Consider the following 12,006-nt stretch of genomic DNA (forward strand, 5'->3'; position numbering starts at 1 on the left):
TTACACCAGCTTCAACGCAGTGAGCGTTTTGCGCCGCCAGGGCGACTCGTTCAAGGCGTACTTTTGCCCATACAGGTCCAGCATCCCTTTGACGACCACCACGGAATGCCAACCGTCTGCAATCGTACCGATTGCACCGTTGACCAACTCCTCGACAGTGCCGTTACGGATGTAACCGAACAGGCCCAGGCGCTGGAGAGCCTCACCGGGGTATTCGCCATCGTTGAGGGTTTCCAGGGCCGCCGTAAAGCTTCTCCCCGCACGGAAATCGTTGTTCTCCAACTGCGCCCGCTTGGCGCTGCAGGCATAGAGGAAGTTGGCGTAATCCAGCAATACCGGGTTGCTGCCATAGAAGTTCGACGCGGCGGTAGCCTGCCTCAGTTCCTCATGGCTCAAGCGCAACCGGAAGCCATCACGCATGGTCACTTCGCATCCGGCTGGCGTTCTGTAGATGGCCGTGTAGATGCCTTCGGGGAAACGGGTGATAGCCGCCTTGATCGCCGACACCGTCACGCAATTGCCCTCCACACCTTGATAAAAACCGCTCCAGATATCGGCGTGCCGGATACTTTCCGATACCTGAGCCAGGCCCCTGTCACGCTGCGGTGGCGTCTCACGATCATCAAACAGCACATAACCGTAACCTTCGCCGTGCGTGTGATTGGCGCCGCCCACCACGAGCGCCGCTCCGAAGTCATGGGTCTGGCGGACCCAGGCCAAATCCCTGCCGACCATGTCGCGAGCGGCAACCCATCGCGACAACCCATACACGCCCATTCCCTCCAGGCAACGCTTGCTTGTCTCGCCCTCAAGGGTCTTCGCCAGGGCGGCGTCGAACGTCGCGTAGCCGCCCAGTTGCTGCTTGCGCTTTACAAAGGCCGCCAACATGAAGTTGGCGTGCTTCAGCGCATCAGGGTCCTGCCCTGTGAACCTTGACGCCCGGGTGACCTGCTCAAGCTCTGCCTGGGACACATGCACCCTGTATTGATCCTTCATGGTGACGGCATAACCTTCACCCGCTTGGGTTACCTGCTGGAAAACATCGGAGGGACGCGGGCCGAGGGTCATCATCATCAGTTTGATAACCGCCACGTGAGTACTGCAGTCCCTATTTTCGCCGAATCGACGCTCGGCGGCTGCGAATGCATTCACGGGCCCATCAAGGCTCATCCCGGCCCCGGAGCGGACAATACTTGAACCATGCTCAGGCAGCCGTTTTGCCATGACCGTGCGATGCCCCTCAATCAAAGTGTTCATCGGACTGCTCACTCAAGGCTGGACGAAAACGTACAGCCAGGGCACTGGCCGCACCTCTTGCACGCGCACATCACACCAATGCGATGGCATCCCCACGGGTCGGCGCGGAACCCTGGCGCCCATACATCTCTTCGCGGCCATTGATCACCGCCACGGAATGGAAGGCTCGATTGCACATGCCCAGTTGCCCCCTGGCGAGATCTCGCACACTCACCCTCTTCATGTGCTTCCTGAGGCCCAGACGCAGGAAACCCTCGCCTGGCCCAAACTCATCCTCCCCATTGTTCAAGCTTCTCACTCCGGCGAGATAACTGCGGCTCGCCCAGCCGTCGTTGTTTTCCATCTGTGCACGCTTGGCACTGACGGCGAACAGGAATTGCGCGTCCTTGAGCATGCCTTTATCGCGGCCGATAAAACGCGAAGCCGCGGCGCCAATTTTTAACTCTTGATCCGTCAAGTTAAGTACAAAATCATCGCGCATCGTCACCCGGTAACCATCACTTGTCTTGCTCACCTCTTTATAGATATCCGTTGGACTTTGGCCGAACTTGTACATGGCTGCCTTGATGGCCGATACCGTGACACAGTTACCATCCGGGCCTTGACGAAACCCACTCCAGATATTGTCAGGTTTTGCGCCATTACGTTTATCCGACAGGTTCGGTATAGGCACATACTGTTTGGGTTGCGGCTCCGGCGGCACGACGGGCTCGACGGTCGGATTTACCTGAGGGCGCGGCGTACTATCGGGAACCAACTTATCCGTTTTACTCGTTAGAAGATTAAATAACTGCGTAAAAAACGAAGTAAACAACGTAATAACGCTGGCAGCCGGATCTGGATCGGCTCCTATCGCCGCCTGACCGCGTGGCCCGCCTGCGGTAACAGATGCAGCGCCTGTGCCAAACTCGATAGATTTAAATCGATAGGAAGGTGCAGGTTCGTTGACGGCCGCCGGCAAGTTTCTGTTATACGCCAGACGAACATTCACTACGCGCGCAATATTATGAATCGAACAATACGACATGGTGTTCACTCCACTTTCTGAGTATTTCTCCAAGCGCTGTGCCGCCCGGAGAAACACCGTTTTATTTATCCAAGAAGTTTCGACGTAATGGCAGGAATCAGTTTCCTAACCGACGACGGTTGATAAAGGCCCACCCCTTGAAGTCAGTCTCATTTTCAGCAGGGCCAGGACTGGTGACGTCCGCTTCGGGCTTTGGCTGATCGGGAATATCCTTCTGCTTGTTATCGGTCGAGGTCACGGCCTTTGTGTCAGATTGCGGCGTCGTCCCGGGCAGGGGCGTCGATTCAAGCCGGTGCAGCGCGCCAGGATGGATGCCTGAGGACTTGGCTTTGGAGGGTGGTGTCACCTTGGCGTCAGGAGCCTTGGTGTCCGGCACCTTGGCGTCCGGCACCTTGGTGTCCGGCACCTTGGCGTCCGGCACCTTGGCGTCCGGCACCTTGGCGTCCGGCACCTTGGTGTCCGGCACCTTGGCGTCTGGCACCTTGGTGTCCGGCACCTTGGCGTCTGGCACCTTGGCGTCTGGCACCTTGGTGTCCGGCACCTTGGTACCAGGCAACTTGGTGTCCGGCACCTTGGTACCAGGCAACTTGGTGTCCGGCAGCTTCGTATCCGTCGCCCTGTTGTCCGGCATCTTGGTGTCGTGCCGTGGAGTCACGTCGAGCCTGTGCACCGGGTGAGCATTAAGCCGTACCTCAGGCCTGATGGGCGGCACCTTGGCATCGGGTTGTGGAGTCACCCCGGGGGTGGGCACCGAAGGAGGATTGACCCGTCCTCCGTCGCGCTCCACATGGGTATCAGGACAGTGACAATTGCCGATATTGAGTTCCACCTTGACCTGCGCATTCGAGTCGTTGCTCACGTTGACACGGGGCACCGGGACCGACTGAAGCGTCCCTTTGTCGACTTTCACTGTCAGCTGATTCGTCGTATCCGATGTAGCCCTGGGCGTTGTGCCTGGTTCCCCCTTCACTTTCAATTGGGTCGCCAAGTCCGGGGTGGTCCCCGGCAACTTGGCTGGTTCCGCCTTTGCTTTCAGCAGGGTCGTCATATCCGGCGTGTGCTTGGGTGTTTTATCGGAATGTGTGGTCAGGGCAGGCGTCATGTTTCTCACCGACACCATCTCACGCATGGTTTTGAAGACTTGCTCAAGCATGTCGAACAATTTTGAAAATGCTCCGGCGTTGATCATCATTTCACCGTGAGGCGCTCGGGCGACGTCATGCCGAAGCGCAGGCGAAATCCATACTGGATCCGCCTTGGAAGAACTCAGCGGTTCATTGGTTTTAAGAGGTGTCGATGGCAGCAAATGGTGACGCGGGGTCTCAACCATTACAGAGGGTGAACCATTAATCGAGATGGACATGAATACGCTCCTTAGTGGGCGCCGCCCGGCGGTTACACGCCAGGAATGGCGACAGGATTTATATGTACTGGAAAACAACAGCGCTGCCTTACAGTCCCTACTTCGTGGAGCGTGAGACTATCGAGTTCCAGAAATCGCGCCTCACATAAGGAAACCAACGCGAACTTTCAGACTTTACCCCGTGGTCATTCCAATAAAACCTTGATTCATCGCACACCGGCGCCGTGCTAACAGACATACCCACTCATAAAGTGCTGGACATGCAATTAAGAGACATAACTGAACACACCACTAATAGTTGAATTGTGATAATTCACACGCACAGAACATCCACCCGCAATCATCCAAAGCGTCGCAGGAACAGTCACCAGAACATGCAGAATGATTCAGTCATTATCCAAAGACTTTGAAACGCAGAAGGCTCCTTGTCTTTCGACAAGGAGCCTTCTGTGAAACATATCAGGCGTTCGACACAGCGCGTTGAAAGGTCAGGCGGCGACCGGAGTATCCATCCCCAACAACCGGCTGACCTGCTCCAGTTCGGTCTCGCGGCGCAACGCGGTAAACAGCGCGACAGCTTCGGGGTAGTTGCGCGTCAGCATTGCCAGCCACTGCTTCAACCGGCCAGGGGCCTGGCGCTCGGTCAACTGTGCGACCGACTGGGTCCAGAAGTCCTGGAGCATGGGTTGCATTTGCGCCCAGGTCATTTCCACGACGTCTTCGCCTGCACGCGCGGCGGCGATTTGCCGGGCCAGGTCCGGGCGCGCCACCAGGCCGCGACCGAGCATGATGTCTTCGACACCACTGATCTCCCGACAGCGCCGCCAGTCTTCGACGCTCCAGATATCGCCGTTGGCGAACACCGGCACCTTGACCACCTCCTGCACACGCGGAATCCACTCCCAGTGGGCGGGCGGTTTGTAGCCATCGGTCTTGGTGCGCGCATGCACCACGATATGCGCCGCACCGCCTTCGGCCAGTGCCGTGGCACACACCAGCGCGCCATCCGGGCTGTCGAAGCCCAGGCGCATCTTGGCGGTCACCGGGATATGGGCAGGCACGGCACGACGCACGTGTTCGACGATCTGGTTGAGCAGCTCCGGCTCCTTGAGCAGCACCGCACCGCCGCGGGATTTATTGACGGTCTTGGCCGGGCAGCCGAAGTTCAGATCGATCACCTCGGAACCCAGCTCGCAGGCCAGGGCGGCGTTTTCCGCCAGGCATACCGGGTCGGAACCGAGCAATTGCACGCGCAACGGCACACCGGCTGCGGTGTGGGCACCGTGCAGCAGTTCCGGGGCGAGCTTGTGGAAATACGCCGGGGTGAGCAAGCGGTCGTTGACGCGGATGAACTCGGTCACGCACCAGTCGATACCGCCCACGCGGGTCAACACGTCCCGCAGGATGTTGTCGACCAACCCCTCCATGGGCGCCAAAGCAATTTGCATGGAAAACACTCAACAAAAATCGTGGCGCAGTTTACTGGGTTTCCCGCGGCAACCGTTAACCCCCTGTCAGGGCGGGACCATAACCGTCGAGAAATTCGGCCGGCATGCGCTTGGGCCTGCCGCTGGACAATTCGATGCAGACAAAGGTGGTGTGCGCCCGCAGCAAAGTCGCACCGTCACGCGGGCGTACCAGCTGGAAACGACGGGTCATCTTCAGGCGCTGGTCCCAATCGACGATCCAGGTGGCCAACTGTAACTCGTCGCCTTCGTAGCCTGCCGCGAGGTAATCGATTTCATGGCGCACCACGGCCATGGCACGGTCCAGGCGGCGGTACTCGGTGAGGTCCAGCCCCAGACGCTGCGAATGGCGCCAGGCGCAGCGCTCGAGCCAGGACACGTACACCGCGTTATTGGCGTGCCCCAGGCCGTCGATGTCTTCAGGGGCGACCTGCAGATCGATGATAAACGGCGTTGCCAAATCCCAGCCCATGCCTTGCTCCAGTCGATTGATGTCGGCGGGAGCAGTGTATCAGGCGGTTTGCCGGTCCTGTAGACGACGGCCGGCCAACAGCGCCAGTACGCCCTCGATCACCCGGGGATCGGCCAGCACTTTCTGGTGCCCGCCCTGCTCCAGGCGCAGCAGGCGGCTGTCGAACCAGGCTTCGTGGATGGCTTGAGACGCCTTGACCGGAACAAAGGTATCGTCTTCGGCGTGCACGATCAGGCCAGGGATGTTCATTTGGTAGTGCGCCACATCCAAGTGCTTGAGCGGCATTCCGAACGTCAGCTCCACCTCCTGGATAAACGCCGAGCGTGCCCGCGCCGGCAGACCGACCATCGTGGTAAAGCCGCGCAGCACATCCAGGAAGCGCGACGGTGCGGCGATGCTCACCAACGCCTCGGTACGCAGCCCCAACTGCACTGCCAGCATCGCACTGGCGCCGCCCATGGAATGCCCGATCACGGCGTGCAGCGGCGGCAGTTCGGCAGCCGCCTCCAGCATGGCTCGGGCGAACAGCAGCACGTGAGCTTCCCGTCCCGGCGAACGACCATGGGCCGGACCGTCCAGGGCAATCACGGAGTAACCGTTGCCTACCAACGCGGTGATCAAGCTGGCGAACTGGGTTGGCCGGCCTTCCCAGCCGTGCATCAACAACACCGCAGGGCCTTGGCCCCAGCGCAGGGCCGACAGGCCGAAACGCAAGGTGATGCGCTCCGATTGCGCCAGCAGCGGCAGCTCCCAGTCACGTGGCGGCAGGTCGCGTGGCGTCATGAAGGCACGCCGCATCTTGTTGGCCACGGTTTGCGGTGCCAGGTGTCCAACGGTGCCGTTGAAGCGACGAATCCAGGTTAACGCGCCCATCCTCGCACCCTCTTCTAACGCACAGCCGACTTGGCCGCGCGTAACACTCGGTCCGACAACTCGCCCGGCCCCAGGGCACGCGCCAAGGCCAGCCCGCCGATCATCAACGCCATATCAGCCAAGGCTTTGTCAGTGTCTTCGGGACTCGCGGCAAGCTGGGCCGCCATCAGTTCCACATGCTCGCTCAGCGCCTCGCGGAAGGCGTCCGGCAGCCGCGCCATCTCGCCCACTGTGGCCGGTATCGGGCATGCCTGGACTGTTGAATCGCGGTGCTTGCGTGACAGATAAAACGCCGCCACCAGGCCCCTGCGCTCTTCTCCCGTCAGCTGTGCGTCCATATCGTCGATAGATGCACGCCGCCGCGCCAACAACTGGGTGAACGCCTCCAGCATCAAGGCGTCCTTGCTTTCAAAGTGTGCGTAGAAACCACCGACGGTCAGCCCCGCCGCGCCCATGACTTCGCCCACACTAGGCTCGACCGGACCACGCTGGGTCAATGCAGCGCTGGCGGCTTGCAGAATACGTTCGCGGGTTTGCGCTTTTTTATCGCTCATCGTTGCCTCCGACTTTCATGGGTTGAATATTATTACCATAATAATATTTGGCAAGCGACAAGCATGACCACTGGTCAGCAAAGCAAAGGGAATGGGGGGAGAGAATTGGCCAAACGCCAGACAAACAAAAGGGCCATTCAATAATTGAATGACCCTTAAAAATCCCGCAGAGCGGGTAATCGTGGCGTCCCCTAGGGGACTCGAACCCCTGTTACCGCCGTGAAAGGGCGGTGTCCTAGGCCACTAGACGAAGGGGACACAAACCTTCTATACACCTGATCAGCGCTGAGAACTGATCTGATTCAAGGACGGTGTGGCCAGACCTTGAACCTGTAAATTGGTGGAGCTAAACGGGATCGAACCGTTGACCTCTTGCATGCCATGCAAGCGCTCTCCCAGCTGAGCTATAGCCCCGGATTTTTCGCCTCGCGGCGCAGCAGACCTTTCGAACTGCTTGTTGAAACTGGCGTCCCCTAGGGGACTCGAACCCCTGTTACCGCCGTGAAAGGGCGGTGTCCTAGGCCACTAGACGAAGGGGACAAAACCTTCTGTACAACTGACCAGCGCTGAGAGCTGATCGATTCAAGGACGGTGTGGCCAGACCTTGAACCTGTAGATTGGTGGAGCTAAACGGGATCGAACCGTTGACCTCTTGCATGCCATGCAAGCGCTCTCCCAGCTGAGCTATAGCCCCTCATCGGTGAGGACGGGGCGAATCTTAATGGCGGTTTGGAAAGGTGTCAAATTTATTTTCAACATTTTCCAAAATTTTTTGCCGGGATAACAATCACTTACCGACGAAACCCCGGAAAACCTGGGTTTCGTCGCTGCAATGGACTGCTTAAGCGATAGCGCCCAACAGCTTTTCCCACTCTTTGTTTTCTTTCTTCGATACACCACCAAGCAAATCAAGGGCTTGGCGCAGGCGGAAACGGGTCAGGTCCGGGCCGAGAATTTCCATCGCATCCAGCACCGACACCGAACTGGCCTGCCCGGTGATCGCGGCAAACATCAGCGGCATGGCATCGCGCAATTTCAACTCAAGGGATTCCACCACCGCCTGGATCGTCGCAGTGATCGCATCCTTCTCCCACTGGCGCAGGCTTTCCAGCTTCCACAGGATCAGTTGCATCAACTGGCGCACCTGATCGCCCGAGAGCTTCTTGGATTCGAACAGCCTGGTATCCGGGTTCACACCACCGGCAAAGAAGAAGCTGGCCAACGGGGCAACCTGGCTGAACGTCTCCACCCTGCCCTGCACCAGTGGCGCGATCTTCATCATGTATTCAGGGTTCAGCGCCCATTGCTGCACGCGGCTGGCGAATTCTTCCACCGGCAGATCACGCAGCCACTGGCCATTGAGCCACGAGAGTTTCTCGATATCGAAGATCGGCCCGCCCAGCGACACGCGGGACAGGTCAAAGTTATCGACCATTTCCTGCAGCGAGAACTTCTCACGCTCGTCCGGCATCGACCAGCCCATGCGGCCCAGGTAGTTGAGCATCGCTTCAGGCATGAAGCCCATGCGCTCGTAGAACGTCACCGAGGTCGGGTTCTTGCGCTTGGACAGCTTGCTCTTGTCCGGGTTACGCAGCAGCGGCATGTAGCACAGCTGCGGTTGTTCCCAGCCGAAGTATTCGTAGAGAAGGATCAACTTCGGCGCCGATGGCAGCCATTCTTCACCCCGCAATACGTGGGTGATGCCCATCAGGTGGTCGTCGACCACGTTGGCCAGGAAGTACGTCGGCAGGCCGTCGGTCTTCATCAACACCTGCATGTCCATGCGGTCCCACGGGATTTCGACATCACCGCGCAGCATGTCCGGCACCACGCACACGCCTTCGCTCGGCACCTTCATGCGGATAACGTGAGGTTCACCGGCGGCCAGGCGGGCAGCCACCTCCTCTTTCGACAGCAGCAACGCGCGGCCATCGTAGCGCGGGGTTTCGCCACGGGCCTGTTGCTCCGCGCGCATCTGGTCGAGTTCTTCAGCGGTGCAGAAGCATGGGAACGCATGGCCCATGTCGACCAGTTGCTGGGTGTACTGCTTGTAGATGTCGCTGCGCTCGCTCTGGCGATACGGACCGTGCGGGCCGCCTACGTCCGGGCCTTCGGCCCAGGTAATGCCCAACCAGCGCAGGGCATCGAAAATCTGCTGTTCCGACTCACGGGTGGAGCGCAGTTGGTCGGTGTCCTCGATCCGCAGGATGAATTCACCGCCGTGCTGCTTGGCAAAGCAGTAGTTGAACAAGGCGATGTAGGCAGTGCCGACGTGGGGATCCCCAGTAGGCGATGGCGCGATGCGCGTGCGGACGGTGGTCATGGCAGGTCTCGAATGGGCGATATAACTGAAATTGAAACAAGGGGCGAATGGTAACAGCCTGGGTGATTTCTGGAAAACCGAGGCACAACCATCGGGGGCAAGCCCCCGATGAGCATGGGTATCTACACAACTTCCAGTGAATACGGAATCTATGGCAATTAGGCTTCTGTGGTGAGCGGGCTTGTCGAATCGTCGCACCGCCCGCGCTGGGCTGCGAAGCAGCCCCAAAACCAGCCTCTACAGAGTGCCTGATACACCGCGTTCTTCTTTACTGGGGCTGCTTCGCAGCCCAGCGCGGGGCAAGCCCGCTCACCACAGAGTTATGTGTCAGCCTTTAAGAGTTGTGTAGATACCTATGCCCGCGCTGGGTTGCGAAGCAGCCCCAAAACCTTCACCTCGATTGATTCTGGCACTCTGCGGTGACCTTATTGGGGCTGCTTCGCAGCCCAGCGCGGGGCAAGCCCGCTCACCACAGAGTTATGTGTCAGCCTTTAAGAGTTGTGTAGATGCCTATGCCCCGATGAGGCCAGTCTAGTCACCGCAGATCAGACAGCCAGCAACCGCTCACGCAACTTGCCAATCTCATCCCGAGTCTGCGCCGCAGCTTCAAACTCCAGGTCCCGCGCCAACTGGTACATTTTCTCTTCCAACTGGCGAATCCGCTTGGTGATCTCACTCGGCGAGCGCAGTTCGTTTTCGTACTTGGCGCTTTCCTCGGCGGCCTTGGCCATGCCCTTGCGCTTCTTGCTGCGCGAGCCCGGCACGGTGGCTCCTTCCATGATGTCGGCAACGTCCTTGAACACGCCCTTGGGCGTAATGCCGTTTTCCAGGTTGAAGGCAATCTGCTTGTCGCGACGGCGTTGCGTCTCGCCAATCGCCCGCTCCATGGAACCGGTGATGCGATCCGCGTAGAGAATCGCCCGGCCATTGAGGTTACGCGCCGCACGACCGATGGTTTGGATCAGCGAGCGTTCAGAGCGCAGGAAGCCCTCCTTGTCTGCATCGAGGATTGCCACCAGCGACACTTCCGGCATGTCCAGGCCTTCGCGCAGCAGGTTGATGCCCACCAGCACATCAAAGGTGCCCAGGCGCAGGTCGCGGATGATTTCCACGCGCTCCACGGTGTCGATGTCCGAGTGCAGGTAACGCACGCGCACGCCGTGGTCGGCGAGGTAGTCGGTCAAGTCTTCGGACATGCGCTTGGTCAGCGTGGTGACCAGCACCCGCTCTTCCAGGGCCACACGCTTATGGATCTCCGACAACAGGTCATCCACCTGGGTCAGCGCCGGGCGGATTTCGATTTCCGGGTCGACCAGGCCGGTGGGACGCACCAGTTGCTCGATCACACGGCCGGCATGCTCGGCCTCATAGTTGCCCGGCGTGGCCGACACAAAGATGGTCTGCGGGCTGATGGCTTCCCACTCGTCGAAGCGCATCGGCCGGTTATCCAGTGCCGACGGCAGGCGGAAGCCGTACTCCACCAGGGTTTCCTTACGCGAGCGGTCGCCCTTATACATCGCGCCCACTTGCGGCACGCTGACGTGGGACTCGTCGATCACCAGCAGTGCGTCGTCTGGCAGGTAGTCGTAGAGGGTCGGCGGCGGCGCGCCGGACTCACGGCCCGAGAGGTAGCGCGAGTAGTTTTCGATGCCGTTGCAGTAGCCCAGCTCGAGGATCATCTCCAGGTCAAAGCGCGTGCGTTGCTCCAAACGCTGGGCTTCCACCAGCTTGTTGTTGGCGCGCAGGTACTCCAGGCGCTCGGCCAGCTCGACCTTGATACCCTCGATGGCGCCCATCAGGGTTTCGCGCGGGGTCACGTAGTGGCTTTTCGGATAGAAGGTGAAGCGCGGCAGCTTGCGGATCACTTCGCCGGTCAACGGATCGAAGGCCGACAGGCTCTCGACTTCATCGTCAAACAGCTCGATGCGGATCGCCTCCAGGTCGGATTCGGCCGGGTAGATGTCGATCACATCGCCACGCACGCGGAAGGTGGCGCGGGCAAAATCCATGTCGTTGCGGGTGTACTGCAGGCTGGTCAAGCGGCGCAGCAGCTCGCGCTGGTCGAGTTTATCGCCGCGGTCGACGTGCAGCACCATCTTCAAATAGGTTTCAGGGCTGCCCAGGCCATAGATGCACGACACCGTGGTGACGATGATCGCGTCCTTGCGCTCCAGCAACGCCTTGGTCGCCGACAGCCGCATTTGCTCGATGTGGTCGTTGATCGACGCATCCTTCTCGATAAAGGTATCGGAGGACGGCACATACGCTTCGGGCTGGTAGTAGTCGTAGTAGGAAACGAAGTACTCCACCGCGTTGTTCGGGAAGAACGCCTTGAACTCGCCGTACAACTGCGCGGCCAGGGTCTTGTTCGGGGCCAGCACCAGCGTGGGGCGGTTGATCTGCGCAATCACGTTGGCGATGCTGAAGGTCTTGCCCGAACCGGTCACCCCGAGCAGCGTCTGGTGCGCCAGGCCGGCCTCGATGCCTTCGACCATCTGGCGAATGGCCTCGGGCTGGTCGCCGGCAGGTTCAAAGCGGGTGACTAGTTGGAAATCCGACATAACGTACCTCTTGAAGTCACCCCAGACTGTAAACCCGTCGGGGACGAAAAAGACCACAACCCGCGAAGTTTCAGAGCGGACCGTAGGAAAAAACTATGATAGCTGTAGAA

Annotated in this window: 9 protein-coding genes and 4 tRNA genes; all 13 read right to left on the minus strand. The window is 59.4% G+C overall.

Annotation, left to right across the window (positions count from 1 at the left end):
• The gene (locus tag BLW22_RS19695; protein WP_065925089.1) at positions 1 to 1,257 is read right to left on the minus strand and encodes a hypothetical protein; all 1,257 of its coding nucleotides are present in this window, start codon (positions 1,255 to 1,257) and stop codon (positions 1 to 3) included.
• A gap of 70 nt (positions 1,258 to 1,327) precedes the next feature.
• Positions 1,328 to 2,284 (minus strand): hypothetical protein, encoded by a 957-nt coding sequence (locus BLW22_RS19700; RefSeq protein ID WP_137212882.1) that lies wholly within the window; start codon positions 2,282 to 2,284, stop codon positions 1,328 to 1,330.
• A 97-nt stretch (positions 2,285 to 2,381) separates the two neighbouring features.
• Positions 2,382 to 3,647, minus strand: coding sequence for a YML083C domain-containing protein (locus BLW22_RS34610; protein ID WP_143045154.1), 1,266 nt, complete (start codon positions 3,645 to 3,647; stop codon positions 2,382 to 2,384).
• Positions 3,648 to 4,135: 488 nt separating this feature from the next.
• A complete protein-coding gene (locus tag BLW22_RS19710) occupies positions 4,136 to 5,095 on the minus strand; it encodes a tRNA dihydrouridine synthase (protein WP_065925087.1) in 960 nt (319 codons plus the stop codon).
• A gap of 55 nt (positions 5,096 to 5,150) precedes the next feature.
• Positions 5,151 to 5,585 (minus strand): acyl-CoA thioesterase, encoded by a 435-nt coding sequence (locus tag BLW22_RS19715; protein WP_027604062.1) that lies wholly within the window; start codon positions 5,583 to 5,585, stop codon positions 5,151 to 5,153.
• 39 nt (positions 5,586 to 5,624) lie between these two features.
• Positions 5,625 to 6,458, minus strand: a complete 834-nt coding sequence (locus tag BLW22_RS19720; protein WP_074847325.1) for an alpha/beta hydrolase — start codon at positions 6,456 to 6,458, stop codon at positions 5,625 to 5,627.
• A gap of 14 nt (positions 6,459 to 6,472) precedes the next feature.
• Positions 6,473 to 7,012, minus strand: a complete 540-nt coding sequence (locus BLW22_RS19725) for a TetR/AcrR family transcriptional regulator (protein ID WP_074847326.1) — start codon at positions 7,010 to 7,012, stop codon at positions 6,473 to 6,475.
• A 182-nt stretch (positions 7,013 to 7,194) separates the two neighbouring features.
• Positions 7,195 to 7,270, minus strand: a tRNA-Glu gene (locus tag BLW22_RS19730).
• Positions 7,271 to 7,350: 80 nt separating this feature from the next.
• Positions 7,351 to 7,426 (minus strand) — tRNA-Ala (locus BLW22_RS19735).
• A 50-nt stretch (positions 7,427 to 7,476) separates the two neighbouring features.
• Positions 7,477 to 7,552, minus strand: a tRNA-Glu gene (locus BLW22_RS19740).
• Between the two features lie 78 nt (positions 7,553 to 7,630).
• Positions 7,631 to 7,706: transfer RNA gene (locus BLW22_RS19745), tRNA-Ala, on the minus strand.
• A gap of 147 nt (positions 7,707 to 7,853) precedes the next feature.
• Positions 7,854 to 9,335 (minus strand): glutamate--tRNA ligase, encoded by a 1,482-nt coding sequence (gene gltX, locus BLW22_RS19750; protein WP_065925084.1) that lies wholly within the window; start codon positions 9,333 to 9,335, stop codon positions 7,854 to 7,856.
• 545 nt (positions 9,336 to 9,880) lie between these two features.
• Positions 9,881 to 11,896, minus strand: coding sequence for an excinuclease ABC subunit UvrB (gene uvrB / locus BLW22_RS19755; RefSeq protein ID WP_065925083.1), 2,016 nt, complete (start codon positions 11,894 to 11,896; stop codon positions 9,881 to 9,883).
• Positions 11,897 to 12,006 lie beyond the last annotated feature (110 nt).

The organism is Pseudomonas marginalis, assembly GCF_900105325.1.
In the GTDB taxonomy this organism is placed as follows: Bacteria; Pseudomonadota; Gammaproteobacteria; order Pseudomonadales; family Pseudomonadaceae; genus Aquipseudomonas; species Aquipseudomonas marginalis.

Coding starts and splice junctions, on each gene's coding strand:
- BLW22_RS19720 (WP_074847325.1), bottom strand. CDS start 6,458: ATGGGCGCGTTAACCTGGATTCGTCGCTTCAACGGCACCGTTGGACAC.
- BLW22_RS34610 (WP_143045154.1), bottom strand. CDS start 3,647: ATGTCCATCTCGATTAATGGTTCACCCTCTGTAATGGTTGAGACCCCG.
- BLW22_RS19700 (WP_137212882.1), bottom strand. CDS start 2,284: ATGTCGTATTGTTCGATTCATAATATTGCGCGCGTAGTGAATGTTCGT.
- gltX (WP_065925084.1), bottom strand. CDS start 9,335: ATGACCACCGTCCGCACGCGCATCGCGCCATCGCCTACTGGGGATCCC.
- BLW22_RS19710 (WP_065925087.1), bottom strand. CDS start 5,095: ATGCAAATTGCTTTGGCGCCCATGGAGGGGTTGGTCGACAACATCCTG.
- BLW22_RS19695 (WP_065925089.1), bottom strand. CDS start 1,257: ATGAACACTTTGATTGAGGGGCATCGCACGGTCATGGCAAAACGGCTG.
- BLW22_RS19725 (WP_074847326.1), bottom strand. CDS start 7,012: ATGAGCGATAAAAAAGCGCAAACCCGCGAACGTATTCTGCAAGCCGCC.
- BLW22_RS19715 (WP_027604062.1), bottom strand. CDS start 5,585: ATGGGCTGGGATTTGGCAACGCCGTTTATCATCGATCTGCAGGTCGCC.
- uvrB (WP_065925083.1), bottom strand. CDS start 11,896: ATGTCGGATTTCCAACTAGTCACCCGCTTTGAACCTGCCGGCGACCAG.